We start from the raw sequence: 17,332 nt of genomic DNA on the forward strand, positions 1-17,332 counted from the left end.
AAGGCTACAGGTTATTAACCGGTGTAGCCTTGATGCAGTGAAACGGAATCAAGGTTTTCATTGTACGGCTTTATGCCATATTTAATTGACTGGTATTCAGCGGATCTTGGTATGTGCTGGAATGAGCAGACGAACGGTTCAAAAAGCCATTTGGATTTGTTCCTTGCTGAACGACAGGAGGAGTAAAACTTTTTTTGCTGTCAACAAGTGTTTGGTCGCCCTGGGCTATGGTAATACTGAGGGTTGAGTTTGGATTTATCTCTACTGGGTCTAATGCCACAATTTGACCAGATAGATCGGCTATGAGATGGGTGTTGGTCTCTGTTTTTGGCCCTGTTTCAAGATGGACTGAGTACTTCACTGTAAATAGACCACGCTCAGCCGCATAACTCTTTAACTTTTCAGGATCTTTAATGGCACTCATGAAATCTGCTGATTGAGTATGAATGATTGGTGAGTCAAAAGTTTTAGCAATATCTTTGGTTAGTGCATCTCCATCGGTACCACAAAAGATAACGAAAAATTTGTTTCTTGCTTTCGCTTCTAATAATAAGCCGCTAACCAATTCTGAAAGCTGTCTCATCTCTTGACTATCACGGGCGCTGTCTTCTCCATCAGTAAAGAGCAGCACATTGTTGGCATGGGCTGACATAGCTAAAGATTTTAGTGTATCAAAACTTGTTCCATATAACCGAGTTGACCCCTCGGCCGTAAGCGTTTGAACTTTTGCTTGCAGCGATGAGAAATTTTTGGCTCTACCCCAATTAAGCTGTCTCTTGATCACATCTCCATCAACTCGTTAGCTATCCTAAGCCCTTCTACTCGTTCCTGTAATCGGAACTATCCTTTCCAGATAGTAGACCAAGCTGCTTTCCCAGTTCTTTTGGAATCAGTCCAACCGCCCAACTTGGCTATTGCTTTATAAGCCCAAGCAGCAGTAGGTATTTTTTCAGGTAATGATTTTCTTTCAACACTATTCCATAAGACTTTCCATTCAGCATCAGTGAGCAATTCATCGCAAGAAGTACTGCTATCATTGATAACTAGAGTAGTCGGGTATTCAAAATACTCTTTTAATTGGAGTAATCGAATTGCTACAAATGAGAGAATGACAATCATTTTCTCTAAATTTTCAATTGATTGCATACGCTGCTCTTCAGCACCAACCCCCGATTTCCATGCTTTATGAAAATCCTCAATGCGCCATCTCATTTCATAATATCGCGTTATTTTTCGGGTACACTCTAATGTTGTTGTGGCTTCTGTTGTTAATAGAATCCATTCAAGGCAATCGCTTTCAGATGGATTTTTCTCTTTAGCGATTACTACGTTTAAAGTGATTGGTTTTAATTCACGTGCTTTAGCTCTTCGTTCAGAAGGTGAGAAAGTAACAGATGTTGTTTTTAACTCAAGAGTCACTTGGCGTTTCTTTCTATTTGCTTTTTGAGCCACTTTAATTGTATAAGTACCCAAGTTTACTGCTGAAGGTAACATTTGAAATAAATAACAGTTACTTCCTTCTAGTTTTCGATTATGGCTCGCTCGAACAATAAAACGTTGAGCATGGTCTAACTTGTACTGAATGTATTCAAAAATATCAGCTTCTCTATCGCAAACAGAAATCACATCAGACATTTTAGAACCCAATCGGTTCTCTAATGCCCGAGTATTCTTTTCCCATTTATAGCTTTCTTTCTCTGTATATAACCTTACTCGTCGATGATTTTTTTTGCCCCTTTCTTTGATATCTCGACACCAACGTTCTTGCGCAATTAATCCTATTGTTTTCTCTTGCTCTGCATCCATGAGCATAGTTGTATGAACATGAAAACCTCGATTGCTTTTTTCTTTAGGACCGCCTAAATCACCTAATGATTCTTTTACTTGATGGGTATAGGAGAGCGTGGTTGTATCTTCAATGGCTAAAAGCGTGGGGATTGACTGAGATAACCAGCTTGTTACTTGATAACCACCCTCTGCAATTTGATTCGCTGTGACTCGTTTGTTTCGTAAAAAACGATAACTACCTTCTATAAGCGCATCCTGCCCTCCACAACTTCCTGAAAGAGAACCACCAGGCGTCGATGATAATTGTTTGCCTATTTGAATTAACCGACGAGTAAGTCGTTTATCCCCTAAAGCAACTGAACCAAAAATAGCTTCCGACCATGCTGTAGTATCTTCAACTGCTAAGTCCATACATACCTCAAAAAGAGGTGATTTGATCATGTTTGTTTGGAATAAACAAGATGTGTAGAAGATTCAGGTAATTGGGAAAGAGCCCGTAATTGGGAAAGAGCCGATTTTTGTTGGGCAATTAGACTATTTAATAGAACAAGTTGATTGCTGCTCATACATAAAGCCTTTACGAAAACATGTCTACATTGCGTCTACATGGAAAATTTGAATTTTTTTGATTTTTACGTAACTCATTGATTCTAATGGTGGCCAGAGGCAGAATCGAACTGCCGACACGAGGATTTTCAGTTTTAACGCCTGCAATCGGTCCAACATAGAGTGTTTCACGCAATGATTGATAACTGATTCTGCGCTTAATACCTACGATGCAACTTTGTCTGTCCATATATGGACGAATACCCATCAGGTAAACTAATCTTTGTATATAAGGCAATTCAAGTAACGCCGCTAATTCATGTGCATTGGCAAATAAAAAACTCATGCATCTTATCATCCATTTTAAGCGAATTAATAGTCTTTATGGTTTCATTGTAGGAAGAAAATTGCATCGGTCAATAGCTTTTCAAATGCTGATATTGATTGATATCAAATGATGTTGAATTATTTTGCGTACATTATTTTTATATAAAACGTACGTAATTGGGTTGTGTATGGTAGGGCGTACACAACCAAGCTTGTGTACAGTAAAATCAGAAAAATCGTACGCAAAGTATTTTGTGTATGAGATAGTAAAGATATTTCGGTTTGCCGCCTTAATGCTGCAAATTAACCATATTATCTGCTAAAATTACATCGCCTCATCTACCTCAGTGTAGAAGGAGTACTCAAGGTCGCTACGGCGGCCTTAGCTTTTTAAAATTCTAATTGATAAACCAATATCAGAAGTCATGGCCATGGTTTTTTAATAACCGCGCCACTTCATTCCATGGTAACCGGCTACCGGAGTGTTTCATTTTTAGAAAAGCTATTTTGGCTACGTCAGCAGTTATCAATTGATTATTGATCATTTGTTCCACTAGCCAAATTGTACCGTGCACTTCAACTTGATGAACTTTTGCAACTGCTCTTAACGCTCTATCTCCTGTCAGTAATATGGCTGTTTCATCAACCGCTAAAATTAAAGCCAAGAGATCATTTAAGCTAGGGCGACTATACTGCTGTCTTAAATTATAAGCTTTTGCGATTAACTCACTGCGCATGGACTTTGATATTAAGCCCAAATTTTGAAGGTCTGCATGCCGTTCAGATAACTCTTCCTCAAATAAGGTATCAGGCACCGCAAATTGATAAGGCAAACTGAACATAGAGCTGGTTAACTCGCCTTGTTCAATATCAATTAATACACAGGAGTCACTGATTAACAACAGCATCATGGCACTCCATTGACCGTATAGCTCTTAATTGTTCGACATTCAAGTTTAAAAGCTCCGCGGCTTTGGATTCGCCAAGGTATTCTTCTGCAAGTGCTCGAAAAATCATTTGTTCAAATAAATAGGTTTTTTGTTTTGGATACTGCTCTCCAGGTTCCTTTTTATTCCAACCATTCTCATTAAAGGTACTTCGAATTTTACGATAAACACTATTGGTGATAATGCCAACATCTTTTGCTCTATGAAGAATAGCTAACATGCTAATTCCAAACTCTTGTTTTAAAATACTCAGTTCACGAGGCTCAATAAAAGTTCTTTTTTCACCCATAATTAAAACGAGAGACTCTTTAGGTAATAAAAATGCTCCCGCAAAATGATTACAACATCGTTCTTCATCTAAATCTGGATGCATAAAACCATATAAAACAAGATGCCCTAACTCATGGGCAAGGGTAAATCGCTGTCTATCACCCGGCCAATTACTTCCAATTACAATAATCGGATGATCATTAATGTGTGCGGAAAAACCATCAAATTTAGGGTATAGCTGATTATCAATTTCAAATACTCTTATGCCGTTTTCCTCAAAAGTATCGATTAAATTAGCTATCGGTTCTAAGCCTAAATTCCACTGCCTCCTGACTTCATTGGCGATTTTTTCTATATCGTCATAACTGCGTAACTTTTTTTCACCTAGCCTGAAATTTTGAATAGGAGAAACAGGAAACAGACTTTCAAGCTCAATTCTCCGCTCAATTTGATCCAGAATTTTTGCTTTTATTTCCTCTAATTCATGCTCCGGCATATCAGCATGTTTTCTATATTGAATATTTTGGAGGGTAAATCGCTCTGGTCGAAAAAAATACTCAACCTTGACATCAAGCGCTTTTGCTAATTTGATAAGCATGTCAGACGCAGGAGTCATTTCATTGTTTTCATATTTTTGGATAGCAGTATGACTTAGAGATACCTTTTCAGCCAACTCTCTCAAAGTTAACCGTGCCGCTTTGCGTGCCCGATATATCCGATTACCCAACATTTTAATATCCTCTCAATAGGTTTACAAATTAATTATAGTTTTTAATTTTGTAAACATCAAGTTAGCCGACTTGTTTTCGCAAAAATATCAATTTTTCAGTTATAACATTTTCAATACATACCGCCCAACGCTCCAGAGCCTCTTGTCTCTGAGGTAACATTTCGTTGCGGTTATACGTTACCATAATCCGGGGCATCTTATGACCAAGGCATTTCTCAATTACAACCGGATCTACTTGGAGCGTCTCTCCTAGTTGGGTGTCAAAAGTACGCCGCAGATCATGGGCTGTCCATTCTGGAATACCCAAACGCTCTTGTATGCGTTTAATAGCCCTTGGTATGGCATTTTCTGTCAATGGTTGGCGATAATCCGCACCTGTTAAAACATACTCTGACCGACTAATGGGGTATGACCTCGAATTAATGTACTGTTTGCTTCTTATAAATAACTAGCAAATTTCTGCCAGACCAATTAATCCAGCTTGATTAATACGATCCCAAAATTGTTCCCAACGACCTTTGGTTGAAATCAATGCTCTTAAATGCAGAACCATTGAAATACCCTGATTTTTCCACTTCATTCCAGACTGGCAAAGACGCTGTTTAATAAGAGTCTTGCAAGCTGCTTCGGTAATGCCAGAGCCAATGGGCAAATTGCTCATTTGATAAAAGTTATAATCCATTCGTTGCCTTTGATTTTTAAAATAGGTAATTGCACTTTTTAGTTTGTCAACAAGCCCCTGTTTTTGTCTATTGGGTAGCATGTTGCTCATTTCATTAAGCAACTCAGAGGCTGCATTAAGCTCATGTTTTAATCGGTGACAGGCTAACTCGAGCCAAATTTTCCGAAGTGAAGTATCGATTGGGTGCATGGCATGAGAAGCCTCTGCAAGATATTCAGTTGCATGAAAAAAATCAAGCACTTGATATTGGGTATGGCGCTCTAAAAAATCCCAATTCACTCGTGCACCATCAGCAATACCCACATAGATTGCATTAGGGTATTGTAATTTAATGCGGTACACTTCTCGCTCAAGACGCTCCAAAAAGTTCGCCTTGCCATATTCTGGGGCTGCCCCTAAATAAATAGTATGCAACCGTTCTCCAGTGTTATTGTACAAAGTAATTGTTCCTGTCATGGCTTCTCGCCAACCTTCATTGACCATGAGCACACAAGTGCCATCAAGACTCACAGATACCGTAGTAACGACGTCATCAAGTTTGGGCGTTTCATACATCCAGTCTGCTTCCACAGCTTGAGCAATTGAGCCCACCACATCCACAATATTTTGTAGAAAAGAACGGGCTACTGGACGGCCATGATTGGTTTTAAAATCATCCATGACCTCTTGTGCGCTGAGTTGTGCGTATTTACTAGAAACTTGCTTGGCAAATCGTGGCGTTGAACTGATAATAGTTCGTGCTCGTTCATCTAAAGGACAGTAGGTTTTTCCTCCAGATGAGGTTTGATAAACGTAACGCTCCAAGTGAACAGCACCATAAGGTGTTTCATAACATTTTCGGACTTTTCCTTTACTCGTCATCCGGACATTGCCTATTTGAATAGGTGCCCCAGTTGTATCAAACCGCTTTAACGCCTCTGCTGTTGCAAGACTACCCACTTCATTGACTGCGGATTGAATGGTCTCCTCCATATTCAGCATGGAACCATCAAGTTTAACTCGTACTTGCAACACTAACTCATCACCATTTACAGTAATCACATCAGCCATATCAATTACTACAAATCCGTTTTAAAATGGCGATAATATAAAATCTGGTTTGGCAGTCAAGTTAGAGTGCTCATTATGGGGTATTCGATGCAATACAAACAGATAAATGGATTCCCAGATGAAGCAAGGATACAAATAAATTATGAAACGCTGGGATCTGACTTCAATGCTGGATATAGGCCGGAAACTGTTTGCTAAGATCCATAAACAAAAACACCATGCCCACCACAACCATGACATTCATTTTTTAGCACGAGAATTGGATGATTGGTTAGTTGAAGGAGTTCATGCGCTTATCGATGGCAGTTATACACCACGATTTCTTAAGCGTTGTTATTTTCCAGACGAAATGATTGACCAACTCCATCTTTCGGACCGTATTCTGCAACATGTTTTGCTGCACCAATTAAAACCCACATTTCCTTTTGTCATGAACCCTAATTGTTATCACCTTCATGGTCCAAGCGGGGTAAAGTATGCAACGGAGCAAGTGAAAAAAGTCCTGGAAGAGAAGAGGCCAAAGTACCTTGTTCGCGCGGATATTAAATCGTATTATAAATCTATTTCACATCATCAATTAGTCAAGGATATTCAGGCACATTACCATGATCCTAAACTGAATTTGATGTTGGAACGCATTATAGTCAATCCAATTGAAACACCAAGAGGTTATAAGAATCCAGATACAGGCATTGCGTTACGCGGCCCTTTATCCCAATTTTTTAGTGCACTTTATCTCAAGCCCTTAGATGATGCATTCAATGAAATGGATGTGGCTTACTTTCGGTATCAGGATGATATCCTTATGCTATGCCAAACCAAGCGCAGTCTCAATCGCTGTAAGCAGCGTCTAATGGAGGTATTACAGGAAAGGCGTCTACGCTTGTCAGGAAAAAAGACACGTATCGGGTCAATTGATAAAGGCTTTCATTTTTTAGGCATCCAATATCCACAGACACGACCTTTGGATAACACCACAATGACACAGGCTGCTTTGAATGTTATTAACGCACAAATAGATCGAAATCTACCCAAATCGGGGGGGGTTAGAGACAATTTGGCAACCAGAAGAGCAGCCTCTTTTGCAAACACATTTTGCTCCTCATGCAAGAACGTTACGCAAAGCGCGCGAGCAAGTTAAGTGGATGGTCAAAGATGGGGTTTCTCCCCGACGAATCATCAGTTAATTGCATCGATGGTGTACGTGGTGGGTGAGAACAGCAGCGCACTGGTTATACCAGGATTTGCTTTTATGGTTTTTAGGCTCATGCCGGGATGAGCACGTGGCGGTTTACGCCACCGGGCTTCTTCACCGACATGGTGCTAAATCGGTCACATTTGATAAACTTGGGGTTGATTATCAACCGTCATTTGCTCCTCAAGTAGCGATTTGAGATCGATAAAATCCTTTGTTCTTATTTTACATAATGCCGACATGGCATCCAAATCGCCGCCCAAGGCCACTCCTACGGCGCAAATCGCCGCCGTGCTGTGGCGGGGAGCCTTATATATTGCAAAATCAACCGACAACTTAGAATCAACACTAAACCAACTTTCAAGCTTTTCAGTTATCCAATTATAAAATTGCCTTGATGATTTAGGCTGCAAGGTAAATTTTGGCACAGGATAAAAGGGCTCATTAGAACAGTACTCATCAACACCATGCATAGGCAACAGCATTTGTGCACCACCAACACCTTCTCTCCATTGTTTATCAATGGCATCCCAATTTTTATTTCCTGGTGCGTTTATCGAATTAACTTGCGTTTGTAGCTCTTTAATAATGGTGTTTTCAAAATCAAAATGTTTTTCGGTGATGGGGGCTCCATTCAGCTTATAAGTTACTCCTTTTGTCTCAACATGGTCATATTGAGAGCACAGTTTTGCCCAAACCTTTTTGCTATCTTCATTTTTGGGTATACAATCGAGCATCATGATCCACATATGTTTATCAAGGGCCCAAAGCGCATATTCAAAACCACTAATAAAATGAAAAGTGCGACCAGAGCAATCGGTTACTTGATCCTTTTTAAAAATTAAATTGATGTCTTTCTTTAAGATCTCTTTAACCGCATCATGCTCTCCACGCACTACATGGTGTAAGAATTTTTGTAGCACTTTACGTTCCTCTAATATGGGGGTAAAGAAAGCCCTATGTCCCTTCGATGTCATAGAAAGTCTTATTAAATCAGTGGTGGGTAAATGGGATGCTGTTTCAGTCCCCATGTCTTGGGGTGATTGACCAAGAAATTCAAATTTATTTTCCATACCTTTCACCTTGTTATTACTGTAAGCTTAACTTGGAAAGGAATTATACTTGAATTAATTGAAGAATAAAAGATCAATAAGATATTAAAATGGTCTAATCAGAAGGGAGCATTTCTCTTAGGTATACATTAATGCGAGGTCACACCCGACTAATGGATTTGAGTTGTTGCAATAACTGTTTGGTCAAATCACTAAGATGAACTTTATGAACAATACTAGCCTTGGAATAAATGGCAGGAATAGTCCAAAGTGACTCGTCAAAATTGATTTCACTCCATTGTGCCAAACGCAACTCAGCAGTACGCACACCTGTCAGTAAAATAATCTTAATGGCAATGCGAGTTTGTGGTGCCATGTGAGAGTCATTACTGTCCAGAAATAGCCAGAGAGATTTGATTTCTTCCAGACTTAAAACACGCTCTCTTGGTTTCTCATGACCCCCAATATCTCTTGCGCGAATGTTAGAGGCTGGATTGGTACTCATAGTGCCCCGGCCTTACCGCATAACCAAACATTTGCTTGAGCGAGCTTAAAACGCGGTTTGCGTGCACGCTTGCCCCCCGTTTGACGATTTTATCCAGCACATGAGTGATATGCTTGGTTTCCAGTTCATCCAAAACCCAATCACCCAACAGCATAGTGATATCACCGTCTATTTGCTTTTTAACTGTTAAAGGACATTTTAAATGTTTTTCGACATAATGGGTATAGCTAATTTCATATAAATTGAATATAATCAATTATTTATGACTTATTCCTTAGATTTTAGGCGCCATATATTAAAGATAAAAGCAGAAGAACAGTTAAGTTATGATGAAACCTCATTACGATTTAAAATAAGCAAATCCAGTTTAGTTCGCTGGAATAAGGGACTAGAGCCAAAAAGGACACGTAATAAGCCTGCAACAAAGATCGATATGGATGCCTTAAAAGCGGATGTAAGCATCTACCCTGATAGTTATTATCATGAACGAGCCAAGCGACTTGGAGCCAGTAAGACAGGAATATATTGGGCATTGAAACGTCTAGGTGTCACCTATAAAAAAAACATTGTCCCATCCAAAAGCAGACGCCGAAAAGCGATTATTGTTCCAGAATAAGATTCAAAGATACCAGTTAACTTCCCGTCCACTGGTTTATCTGGATGAAAGTGGATTTGCGCATGATATGCCCAGAACACATGGATACTCTTTCAAAGGAGAGCGTTGTCATGGTACTCAAGATTGGGGAGCTCGTGGACGCACTAATGCTATAGGTGCATTACTTGATAATTCGCTACTCAGTGTGAGTCTTTTTGATGGGACAATAAATAGTGATGTATTTGAAGGATGGGTTGAGCAAGATTTATTACCTAAGCTTCCTCCGCACAGTGTTATCATTATGGATAATGCAGCTTTTCATAAAAAAGCATCAACAAAGCAACTAATCGACAATGCAGGACATACTCTGGAGTTTCTTCCTCCCTATTCTCCAGATCTCAATCCCATAGAGCATAAGTGGGCCCAGGCTAAAGCAATTAGAAGACAGCACCAGTGTTCTATAAATGAACTTTTTCAGAAATATTGTACATGAGCATTTTATATGGAATTAGCTATATACCAACTTAAGGCCAACTTTTTTACAGTGTTGTCAGATTTGGCTTGTTGCTGTTTAGCATATTCTATCGGATTAATGCCTTGTTCTTTTAAATGTTCCGCATCCTGCATTAGCTCACGTGCTTCTTTTAAACCAATCCCCGGGTACTTACCCAAGGTCATCTTGTATCGCTTAAAAAATTCCTTCATAATGAGTAGCGAATTAAATACAGTATAGCAATCGTGTTAATAAAAAATATGTCCAATCCCGATAGGCGGGATCGGACAAAATAGCGGAATACCTTGATTTTACTGGGGAATATTAAAGTGATTTTTCTGCGTCACTGCTGGAAAATTGCAGTGACGCAGAAAATAATAGATCATAGTGACGTTATTCTTCTTTCTCAAAGTGCAGTGCATTAGCAGTTATTGAGCTTCCTCCATCTATGAAGTTAAGTATTATCCAGTCTGCAGTCTTCTTGAATGCCTACCTGTTGATTTTCCAAGTCATGTACAACTGGTAATGATTGCTCAAACACATACGGATCTGTTTGCCAACATTTTTTGGCTAGCCAGTTAGATGGATATTTCCACTTCGGCACCCATTCACTTAACATCACCAGAAGATTGTAACTTTCAATTTGCCCATGTAATCCCGCCATAATCTTTTCAAATAACTTATCATCAGGATTAAGTTCTCTGAATTGATAAAAAGCCGCTTCCCTATCAACGAGATGTGGATAATTTTTCCAAAATTTTTCAAATTTGCTACACATATAAATATAATTATAATCTTCTGACTTCTGAGGTGGGTCGGGATAAAGGTTCGGCTTCGGTACGGCCTTCTTTTGAGCAGGGTTATCCAATTCGGCCTAAATACACTTTACTATCAAGTGCCTTTCAGTGGACTGAATCTCAATAAGTCCAGCACGTTCAAGAGATTTAACAGCTCGTTTCATTTGCTGAAGACTTGGACTGCCAGTTTTAACACCTGCAATCGGGCCAACATAAAGAGTTTCACGCAGTGATTGATAACTGATCCTGCGCTTGATGCCTACGATACAACTTTCTCTGTCCATGTATGGGCGAATACCCATCAAATAAACGACTCTTTGTATGTAGGGTAGCTCCAGTAATGCCGCTAATTCATGGGCATTGGCGAATAAAAAACTCACACTAATCATCCTTAAAACCATGCGGTATGCTCATTTTAGGTGTGTCATCCGGATAGTCAATATGATTAGAAATGGTGTTACTAAATGATATTGTTTGAACCAAAAAATAATTTGAGTTTATAAATATTCCAAATAATCTAGCCATACTAGAATATTTGGAATTTATTTAATCTTGAGAAATGTTATGAATATGAATCAAAAAATTATGAAGCGACTCTCTTTACTGCCATTGAAATATCAAATCCACAAGCATGTGCATATTTCTCTAAAGTATTCCAGCTTGGATTAGTATTTCCTTTTTCCAGTCGAGAAATATTCCCTTTTTTTGTCCCCATTCGCTCAGCCAACTCTTCTTGAGTTAATCCAGCTTTTTGACGCATCGTCAGTAACGCATCGATCAAGGCAAATTCAGATTCCAAAGCATCGTATGCTTCTTTTACTTCAGGATTTTTTAACGCTTTAGCCTTTAATGTTTTAAGTTTCATCATTTTTCTACCTCCCGCTTTCTTTTGAGAGCTAATTGCAAATCTGGCTTTGGAGTTTTTGCACTTTTCTTTACAAATGCATGCAAAACCACAATATGCTTTCCCTTCATATAGCAATAAAGCGAACGCCCGATTCCTTCTTGGGCTTTTGCGCGAATCTCAAATAACCCATCACCCATCGCTTCAGTATGAGGAGGCCCAAGATTAGCGCCATGTGTTTCAATCAATTCCAAAAGTTTAATCATTCGAGCCTGAATTTTTGGCGGCATTGTAAGTATGGCCTCCTCAACAGACTCATTATAAAATTCAACAATCCAAGACATTTATTATTAAATCCTTTGTTATCTTATATGATAACTTATTGTTTTTATTTTTTCCAGTCACTGTCACAAATAAAAATGACAAATTTGTTTTACCAAGATCTTTCATTTTGGAGCAGTTTGTTATTGAATAATATTAACTGTTACTGAAAGTCTTTAAAAAATGGATGTGCCCCATGCGTCCCAAAGTTGAAAAATAAGGTGGGGCGCGTTTAGTTCATTAATTGTACGGGATCCCACGTGTCCCATTTGTCCCGCGCCTCTTTTAACCATTGGCATTAGGGCTACAATGTGTTCCCATGGTAATTGTGACACAGCTTGTGTCGTAATTGATGCATGGCCAGTTGCTTTATCAGTGTAAACTCTGCATATTCAATCATTTTTTACCCTCAAATGCGGGTACAATTGATTTTACCCGCACTTGAGGGTATAGTTAATATTATTGGCGATTAGGGGTAAAAAGAGGAAATCGATGATCATTAGCTCAGCAAAAGATTTAGCATTATATTTAAATGACAAGCGCAAACAACTCAAAATGAGTCAATCTGAAGTTGCCGATTTAGTCGGCTTAAAACAGGATACCATATCAAAATTTGAAAATAGCCCCGACAATAGTCGAATTGATACCCTGTTTAGGATATTGTCCGCCCTAAATTTAAACATTAGTCTTGTTGAAAAAGGGCAGAAAACTCATGAAGAGATAGAATGGTAATGCGTAAATTATACATATTGATGAACAATGAGCTCGTGGGGGAGCTTACCCAGGATAATGCAGGTGGTTTGAATTTTTCCTACGTTGCTGACTGGATTTCTAAGCCGCATTCACGCCCAGTTTCTTTATCGTTACCGTTAATAAATCAAAGGTTTTCAGGAGAAGTTGTTTATAACTTTTTTGATAATTTACTTCCCGATAATCCACAGATAAGAGCGAGAATTCAAGCTCGTTTTCAGGCAAAATCATCGCGACCGTTTGATTTATTGGCGTTAATTGGCAGTGATTGTGTTGGTGCAATACAAATTGTTGAACGTATTCCTCAGACACAGCGTCTAAGCATTGAAAGTCACGTTGTCAGTGAGGCCGAGATAGCTCGTACTTTACGTTCTTACCAAACCTCACCACTGGGAATGGATAAAGAGGATGATGAGTTTAGAATCTCAATAGCCGGTGCTCAGGAAAAAACGGCTTTTCTATATTATCAAAATGAATGGCATAAACCATTTGGACCTACACCAACAACTCACATATTCAAATTACCTATTGGATATTTACCACATCAAGGAATTGATTTAAGTGAGAGTTGTGAAAATGAGCATCTCTGTTTACTACTAGCCAGCAAATTTGGTTTAGAGGTTGCAAAATCAAAAATCTTACAATTCGAAGATGAAAAGGTGCTGGTTGTCGAAAGATTTGATAGAAAATGGAGTCGAGATAACCGTTATATACTCAGGTTACCGCAAGAAGACCTATGCCAAGCGTTGGGTTATTCACCAAATTTAAAATATCAGTCAGATGGTGGCCCCGGTATTAAAGAAATTATGCCGCTACTTAATGGCTCACAGCAGCCTCAAAAAGACAGAGATGAATTTTTCAGAGCACAAGTTGTTTACTGGTGCCTTGGTGCTATTGATGCGCATGCCAAAAACTTCAGTATAAGTATACAACCACAAGGCGGTTACCAACTCACCCCCTTATACGACATCATTTCAGCCTATCCTATCGTGGAACAAAAACAGCTATCCTTTAAGAAATTGAAAATGGCAATGGCTTTATATGGTAAAAATAGTCATTACAAGATTGACGGTATTCAAAAAAGACACTTTATTGAAACAGCAAAATACGTTCAATATTCTAAAATTAAAGCAGCTCAAATTTTTGAACAAGTGATTGACCGTATTGATTCTGCTATCGATGAGGTCTCAACACAATTACCAAACCACTTCCCAGAAAAGATTGCAGATCCAATCTTCAAAGGGATGAGAGCTTTTAAGGAGCGAATGATATCCACATAGTAACTAAATATTACTTAATCAAATAAATCGTTATGAATTTTGATTCCATTTTTCACATTTTACTCCCTGTTGCGGTTGGATTTCTAAAAGGGTTGCCGAAGGTTGAATACCCATACACCTTCATAAAATAATCAGTAATTTGTTGCATGGGTCTTCTTAAACGCTTTAAAGCATAAGCCGAGATATCCAGCCCCTCGGCAATAGTGATAAGAGTTCGTCTTAAATCATGAACCGTAAAACGAATGTCTGAGAGCTTGGTTACATTAGCCATTTGCTTACGTGGTTCAATGATATGACCTGCTGCTCTTGTGCCTGCAAAAACATACTCATTAATCCTCTTTTGATTGCGGAGTCAAAGAGTTAGATTACTACAACCGGGTTATAGTGCCACTACCTTTGGAGTAGAACCGGCTTGCAGCTTAGCTCGTCCGTCTTTTCATCGTTTGGCCTGAGAGCGGTTTTATTCACAGGCTGGAAGAGTTTGGTATAATGTTCTTTATGTTCTTGGTCTTTCGAGAGCGCAGACTCTTGTGAAATCTCATGCGTACAAACCTTCTCTTTTGTTTTTTCCACAGTGCCCATCTCTTCGATGTCATAATGGTTGTCCAGATTCGCATCAACAAGTGATATGTAACTATCATTTGAGAGAACTTCTTTTAAAAGTGCATTGTTTTTATTAACTTTTCTATAAAACTGTATCGCCGACTTTGATAGGCTTACACAGAATACAGCCAAAGATATACCGAGCAATATGGGGCCAATTGGCCAGGCAGCGATTCCCCAAAACAGGCCTAACACCCCAACAATAAGGCTTGTAAGAGAAGTGCCAAGTTCAATAAAGCTCTCCAGACTGTGGGTGTGCTTGCGATGGCATGCGATGTCGTAAAGTTTAGCTAGCCCCTCTTGTTTAGCAAAGGCTAATTTCTTGTCAAGCTGGTAAAGCTTAAAAACTAGCAGCACTCGTGTTTGCTTGTCGTCGAGCCGCGTGTTGAGAAGTTTTTCGTACTGGGCTTGTCGCTTTTCTTTAATACTTTCCACATATTGCTCAGGGTTATCTTTATACTGATTTATGAGTGCATTTTCCTTACGCACGTCCGAATAAAGGTAGTATGACGAATTAAGTACGCCCAGTCCCATCATGCCTATACCAAGATATACCCACATCGCAGGGAATAACGTTCCCAGATAGATTAGTGGTATCGCCCCTGCAGCAGATGCAACGAGAATACCAGCCGACATGACGCGACTTAATTTAGAGGCTGTTGGATCAAGTATTCTTGCAATGTTACTGCTTACAAAACCAATGACTGAAAAGAGCGCTCCCAGAATGCCCAGGGCAATGCCCGCGCTTTCCGTAAGTACAATGATGCGCGTCATGTACTGCAGAATGCTCGATAGAGAGTTTGTGGCGAGCCCCGTACTGCGCAAGTAGACAAAGGCTGAATTATTGTTCTGTAGGTTCTTCTTGATTTCTTTACTCATCTGGCAGAACTGGAATAAATATAAAAAAAGTTCATTATACAAGGTTTATCTTAAGAGAACTTTAACAACCCTGGATATCGATAGCTCGATGATCAACTTTCTATATTTTGACAGTGTATAGCTAGTGTAGCCCTGAAGCAAGCGCAGTCATACTCCCAGATTTCGTTCCACTTCATCAGGGCTACGCTTGCTAGTTGAATGACATAATCAACATGAATAAAGCCATTCCTATCATCATTAAATTTTCAGTGAGAGAAATAAATCCTAAAGGTACGTTGCTATCACCACCCACACAGGCACATTTAAGCTCGCGCTTGTCGATATAAACCGCTTTAAAAACAGAAAGAGCACCTACAGTTCCAATAAATAAGGCAATTGGTATAGAAAGCCAATTTAACACTCCTGCAATCATTAATATCCCTGCTAAAGCTTCAGCAAATGGGTAAATATAGCTGTAAGGAACCCAACGTTTGGCCAGGAGGTCATAGTTTAAAAACATGGTTGAAAAGCTTTCGATATTCTGAAGCTTTAATAAAGCAAGAACTGCCATGCTAAATGCAATAAACCAGCTTAAAACATGTGGTGTAAAAGGGTTAGCAAAGCGAGCATAACTCACTGCCATCGCCATTAAAGCAGTAATCGCAAACAGCACTAGGACGGGGCGATAACTTTTTTCTTTTGCATCTCTTACTTTCTTTCCAAGGTAACGCCGTAAATCATCATAACCCCCTATACGCTCATCGTTGATAAAAATTTGAGGTGTGGTTTTTACATTGTGTTTATCCTTAAACGCATCGACCTGTTCACGGGTTGTTAGCCAATTATCTTCTACCTCATAGCCTTGACGTTTTAACAAATCTCTGGCTTTGAGACCATAAGGGCAAAGATGGTGCTCTATCACCATGCGATACAAAACTGCTTTTTTAGTTGAGGTATGGTTCATTTCTATCCCCTATGATTAATGGCCTATAAATAGTAATATAGACTCCGTACTATAGTACGGGGTCAAGTAATGAATAATAAAAAAATTGGTGAATTTGCTAAATTATGTGGAGTTGGCATTGAAACCGTGCGTTATTATCAACGCCAAGGACTGCTTCATGTTCCTGTGCTTGACAAAGAACTTGGGGCTGAAAAAATAAGGCGTTATGGTGACGATGATATAAGTCGCTTAAGGTTTATCCTTTTAGCCAAAAAAGCTGGCTTTACTTTAAAAGAAATAAAAGAACTATTGGAGTTTGATGCTACAAATGATCGAGAGCGAGTAAGAGATATGGCTGAAAGGCGTATTGAAAAACTTAATTTAAAAATTAATGAATTAACCGAGGCTCGGAATAGACTTTCACTCTTAGTAACAAAATGTATAGAAACCAGCTCTTCGCCTTGCCCCATTCTTATGACCTTTGAGAAAAGTTAAACCCATAAAAATAGAAAGCAATCAAATTGTTGATAACTAGTTATTAAGCTCATCAATGCTTGCAATTCCCTTTTCTGGCAAGCCAAGCGCCCAAACTCGATCAACATCTAAAACACGTAAATGCCTATACCAAAGAAGCTGTATCCATCCTAATTCATCGGGCTGAAACCGAACTGGAAGAGAAAATACTGTTCCCAAATTGTGGAATGTTTGGGTGATATTATTCTTTAACTGGATTTTATCAATGAGCTTACCTTATCG

The 17,332-nt window shown here is 39.1% G+C and carries 25 protein-coding genes and 1 pseudogene; 6 read left to right on the forward strand and 20 right to left on the reverse strand.

Going from position 1 to position 17,332, the window contains the following annotated elements; genetic code table 11:
* Positions 1–70: 70 nt before the first annotated feature.
* From OQI99_RS11560 to OQI99_RS11595, 8 genes are all read right to left on the reverse strand, one after another.
* On the reverse strand, positions 71–784 hold the full coding sequence (locus OQI99_RS11560) for a hypothetical protein (protein WP_042236425.1): 714 nt from the start codon (positions 782–784) through the stop codon (positions 71–73).
* Positions 785–840: 56 nt separating this feature from the next.
* Positions 841–2,199: an IS4 family transposase gene (locus tag OQI99_RS11565; RefSeq protein WP_265731393.1), complete on the reverse strand. Its 1,359-nt coding sequence runs from the start codon at positions 2,197–2,199 to the stop codon at positions 841–843.
* A 26-nt stretch (positions 2,200–2,225) separates the two neighbouring features.
* Positions 2,226–2,354 (reverse strand): hypothetical protein, encoded by a 129-nt coding sequence (locus OQI99_RS11570; RefSeq protein ID WP_265732030.1) that lies wholly within the window; start codon positions 2,352–2,354, stop codon positions 2,226–2,228.
* Between the two features lie 11 nt (positions 2,355–2,365).
* A complete protein-coding gene (locus OQI99_RS16260; RefSeq protein ID WP_416209983.1) occupies positions 2,366–2,692 on the reverse strand; it encodes a protein LvrA in 327 nt (108 codons plus the stop codon).
* Positions 2,693–3,077: 385 nt separating this feature from the next.
* Positions 3,078–3,572: a DUF3368 domain-containing protein gene (locus OQI99_RS11580; RefSeq protein WP_206597288.1), complete on the reverse strand. Its 495-nt coding sequence runs from the start codon at positions 3,570–3,572 to the stop codon at positions 3,078–3,080.
* Positions 3,550–4,608, reverse strand: a complete 1,059-nt coding sequence (locus tag OQI99_RS11585) for a helix-turn-helix domain-containing protein (RefSeq protein ID WP_061514550.1) — start codon at positions 4,606–4,608, stop codon at positions 3,550–3,552. The genes OQI99_RS11580 and OQI99_RS11585 overlap by 23 nt, the downstream gene beginning before the upstream one ends.
* Positions 4,609–4,669: 61 nt before the next feature.
* Positions 4,670–5,050: a tyrosine-type recombinase/integrase gene (locus OQI99_RS11590; RefSeq protein ID WP_265732369.1), complete on the reverse strand. Its 381-nt coding sequence runs from the start codon at positions 5,048–5,050 to the stop codon at positions 4,670–4,672.
* A gap of 6 nt (positions 5,051–5,056) precedes the next feature.
* A complete protein-coding gene (locus tag OQI99_RS11595) occupies positions 5,057–6,340 on the reverse strand; it encodes an ISKra4 family transposase (RefSeq protein ID WP_265732031.1) in 1,284 nt (427 codons plus the stop codon).
* Positions 6,341–6,482: 142 nt separating this feature from the next.
* On the opposite strand from OQI99_RS11595, the gene OQI99_RS11600 reads away from it, so the two are divergent.
* Positions 6,483–7,481 carry a reverse transcriptase domain-containing protein gene (locus tag OQI99_RS11600; protein ID WP_265732032.1) on the forward strand — a complete coding sequence of 333 codons (999 nt, stop codon included), beginning with the start codon at positions 6,483–6,485 and terminating at the stop codon, positions 7,479–7,481.
* 191 nt (positions 7,482–7,672) lie between these two features.
* Here OQI99_RS11600 and OQI99_RS11605 read toward each other — a convergent pair whose 3' ends face one another.
* From OQI99_RS11605 to OQI99_RS11615, 3 genes are all read right to left on the reverse strand, one after another.
* On the reverse strand, positions 7,673–8,608 hold the full coding sequence (locus tag OQI99_RS11605; RefSeq protein WP_265732033.1) for an F-box protein: 936 nt from the start codon (positions 8,606–8,608) through the stop codon (positions 7,673–7,675).
* A gap of 139 nt (positions 8,609–8,747) precedes the next feature.
* Positions 8,748–9,092 carry a tyrosine-type recombinase/integrase gene (locus OQI99_RS11610; protein ID WP_265732034.1) on the reverse strand — a complete coding sequence of 115 codons (345 nt, stop codon included), beginning with the start codon at positions 9,090–9,092 and terminating at the stop codon, positions 8,748–8,750.
* A complete protein-coding gene (locus tag OQI99_RS11615; protein WP_265732035.1) occupies positions 9,070–9,348 on the reverse strand; it encodes a phage integrase central domain-containing protein in 279 nt (92 codons plus the stop codon). Before OQI99_RS11615 ends, OQI99_RS11610 begins: the two co-directional genes overlap by 23 nt.
* A 6-nt stretch (positions 9,349–9,354) precedes the next feature.
* Here OQI99_RS11615 and OQI99_RS11620 point away from each other — a divergent pair, with 6 nt between their 5' ends.
* Together OQI99_RS11620 and OQI99_RS11625 are read left to right on the forward strand one after the other, a co-directional pair.
* Positions 9,355–9,708, forward strand: a complete 354-nt coding sequence (locus tag OQI99_RS11620) for an IS630 transposase-related protein (protein WP_061512513.1) — start codon at positions 9,355–9,357, stop codon at positions 9,706–9,708.
* Entirely contained in the window at positions 9,659–10,180 is a 522-nt protein-coding gene (locus tag OQI99_RS11625; RefSeq protein WP_265731315.1) for an IS630 family transposase, read from the forward strand. Before OQI99_RS11620 ends, OQI99_RS11625 begins: the two co-directional genes overlap by 50 nt.
* 5 nt (positions 10,181–10,185) lie before the next feature.
* Here the strand turns inward: OQI99_RS11625 and OQI99_RS11630 are convergent, their stop codons facing one another.
* From OQI99_RS11630 to OQI99_RS11650, 5 genes are all read right to left on the reverse strand, one after another.
* Entirely contained in the window at positions 10,186–10,392 is a 207-nt protein-coding gene (locus tag OQI99_RS11630; protein ID WP_265732036.1) for an integrase arm-type DNA-binding domain-containing protein, read from the reverse strand.
* A 242-nt stretch (positions 10,393–10,634) separates the two neighbouring features.
* Positions 10,635–10,958 carry a hypothetical protein gene (locus tag OQI99_RS11635; RefSeq protein ID WP_265732037.1) on the reverse strand — a complete coding sequence of 108 codons (324 nt, stop codon included), beginning with the start codon at positions 10,956–10,958 and terminating at the stop codon, positions 10,635–10,637.
* A gap of 96 nt (positions 10,959–11,054) precedes the next feature.
* Positions 11,055–11,357, reverse strand: coding sequence for a protein LvrA (locus tag OQI99_RS11640; RefSeq protein ID WP_265732038.1), 303 nt, complete (start codon positions 11,355–11,357; stop codon positions 11,055–11,057).
* A 203-nt stretch (positions 11,358–11,560) separates the two neighbouring features.
* Entirely contained in the window at positions 11,561–11,845 is a 285-nt protein-coding gene (locus tag OQI99_RS11645; RefSeq protein WP_265732039.1) for a helix-turn-helix domain-containing protein, read from the reverse strand.
* Positions 11,842–12,165 (reverse strand): type II toxin-antitoxin system RelE/ParE family toxin, encoded by a 324-nt coding sequence (locus OQI99_RS11650; protein ID WP_011212715.1) that lies wholly within the window; start codon positions 12,163–12,165, stop codon positions 11,842–11,844. Before OQI99_RS11650 ends, OQI99_RS11645 begins: the two co-directional genes overlap by 4 nt.
* 469 nt (positions 12,166–12,634) lie before the next feature.
* Here OQI99_RS11650 and OQI99_RS11655 point away from each other — a divergent pair, with 469 nt between their 5' ends.
* Positions 12,635–12,874 carry a helix-turn-helix domain-containing protein gene (locus OQI99_RS11655; protein WP_265732040.1) on the forward strand — a complete coding sequence of 80 codons (240 nt, stop codon included), beginning with the start codon at positions 12,635–12,637 and terminating at the stop codon, positions 12,872–12,874.
* A complete protein-coding gene (locus tag OQI99_RS11660) occupies positions 12,874–14,172 on the forward strand; it encodes a type II toxin-antitoxin system HipA family toxin (protein ID WP_322783704.1) in 1,299 nt (432 codons plus the stop codon). Before OQI99_RS11655 ends, OQI99_RS11660 begins: the two co-directional genes overlap by 1 nt.
* Positions 14,173–14,202: 30 nt before the next feature.
* Here the strand turns inward: OQI99_RS11660 and OQI99_RS11665 are convergent.
* The 3 genes and pseudogenes from OQI99_RS11665 to OQI99_RS11675 all read right to left on the reverse strand — a co-directional run.
* Positions 14,203–14,521: pseudogene (locus OQI99_RS11665) on the reverse strand (integrase); the annotation flags it as partial.
* 41 nt (positions 14,522–14,562) lie between these two features.
* Positions 14,563–15,654 (reverse strand): lpg0059 family Dot/Icm T4SS effector, encoded by a 1,092-nt coding sequence (gene ceg2, locus OQI99_RS11670; RefSeq protein ID WP_265732042.1) that lies wholly within the window; start codon positions 15,652–15,654, stop codon positions 14,563–14,565.
* Positions 15,655–15,844: 190 nt separating this feature from the next.
* Positions 15,845–16,597 (reverse strand): glutaredoxin family protein, encoded by a 753-nt coding sequence (locus OQI99_RS11675; protein WP_265732043.1) that lies wholly within the window; start codon positions 16,595–16,597, stop codon positions 15,845–15,847.
* 69 nt (positions 16,598–16,666) lie between these two features.
* Here OQI99_RS11675 and OQI99_RS11680 point away from each other — a divergent pair, with 69 nt between their 5' ends.
* Complete coding sequence (locus tag OQI99_RS11680) at positions 16,667–17,071, forward strand: MerR family transcriptional regulator (RefSeq protein WP_265732044.1); 405 nt, start codon at positions 16,667–16,669, stop codon at positions 17,069–17,071.
* Between the two features lie 36 nt (positions 17,072–17,107).
* Here the strand turns inward: OQI99_RS11680 and OQI99_RS11685 are convergent, their stop codons facing one another.
* Positions 17,108–17,269 carry a hypothetical protein gene (locus tag OQI99_RS11685; RefSeq protein WP_154694792.1) on the reverse strand — a complete coding sequence of 54 codons (162 nt, stop codon included), beginning with the start codon at positions 17,267–17,269 and terminating at the stop codon, positions 17,108–17,110.
* Between the last annotated feature and the right edge of the window lie 63 nt (positions 17,270–17,332).

It is taken from the genome of Legionella sp. PATHC039 (assembly GCF_026191275.1).
Lineage (GTDB): Bacteria > Pseudomonadota > Gammaproteobacteria > Legionellales > Legionellaceae > Legionella > Legionella pneumophila.

Bases quoted from the DNA above. Each gene is read 5' to 3' on its own strand.
- OQI99_RS11650 (WP_011212715.1), bottom strand. From the start codon at position 12,165: ATGTCTTGGATTGTTGAATTTTATAATGAGTCTGTTGAGGAGGCCATA.
- ceg2 (WP_265732042.1), bottom strand. From the start codon at position 15,654: ATGAGTAAAGAAATCAAGAAGAACCTACAGAACAATAATTCAGCCTTT.
- OQI99_RS16260 (WP_416209983.1), bottom strand. From the start codon at position 2,692: ATGATAAGATGCATGAGTTTTTTATTTGCCAATGCACATGAATTAGCG.
- OQI99_RS11605 (WP_265732033.1), bottom strand. From the start codon at position 8,608: ATGGAAAATAAATTTGAATTTCTTGGTCAATCACCCCAAGACATGGGG.
- OQI99_RS11675 (WP_265732043.1), bottom strand. From the start codon at position 16,597: ATGAACCATACCTCAACTAAAAAAGCAGTTTTGTATCGCATGGTGATA.
- OQI99_RS11645 (WP_265732039.1), bottom strand. From the start codon at position 11,845: ATGATGAAACTTAAAACATTAAAGGCTAAAGCGTTAAAAAATCCTGAA.
- OQI99_RS11580 (WP_206597288.1), bottom strand. From the start codon at position 3,572: ATGATGCTGTTGTTAATCAGTGACTCCTGTGTATTAATTGATATTGAA.
- OQI99_RS11565 (WP_265731393.1), bottom strand. From the start codon at position 2,199: ATGGACTTAGCAGTTGAAGATACTACAGCATGGTCGGAAGCTATTTTT.
- OQI99_RS11655 (WP_265732040.1), top strand. From the start codon at position 12,635: ATGATCATTAGCTCAGCAAAAGATTTAGCATTATATTTAAATGACAAG.
- OQI99_RS11620 (WP_061512513.1), top strand. From the start codon at position 9,355: ATGACTTATTCCTTAGATTTTAGGCGCCATATATTAAAGATAAAAGCA.
- OQI99_RS11680 (WP_265732044.1), top strand. From the start codon at position 16,667: ATGAATAATAAAAAAATTGGTGAATTTGCTAAATTATGTGGAGTTGGC.
- OQI99_RS11585 (WP_061514550.1), bottom strand. From the start codon at position 4,608: ATGTTGGGTAATCGGATATATCGGGCACGCAAAGCGGCACGGTTAACT.
- OQI99_RS11660 (WP_322783704.1), top strand. From the start codon at position 12,874: ATGCGTAAATTATACATATTGATGAACAATGAGCTCGTGGGGGAGCTT.
- OQI99_RS11635 (WP_265732037.1), bottom strand. From the start codon at position 10,958: ATGTGTAGCAAATTTGAAAAATTTTGGAAAAATTATCCACATCTCGTT.
- OQI99_RS11595 (WP_265732031.1), bottom strand. From the start codon at position 6,340: ATGGCTGATGTGATTACTGTAAATGGTGATGAGTTAGTGTTGCAAGTA.
- OQI99_RS11600 (WP_265732032.1), top strand. From the start codon at position 6,483: ATGAAACGCTGGGATCTGACTTCAATGCTGGATATAGGCCGGAAACTG.
- OQI99_RS11610 (WP_265732034.1), bottom strand. From the start codon at position 9,092: ATGAGTACCAATCCAGCCTCTAACATTCGCGCAAGAGATATTGGGGGT.
- OQI99_RS11630 (WP_265732036.1), bottom strand. From the start codon at position 10,392: ATGAAGGAATTTTTTAAGCGATACAAGATGACCTTGGGTAAGTACCCG.
- OQI99_RS11570 (WP_265732030.1), bottom strand. From the start codon at position 2,354: ATGAGCAGCAATCAACTTGTTCTATTAAATAGTCTAATTGCCCAACAA.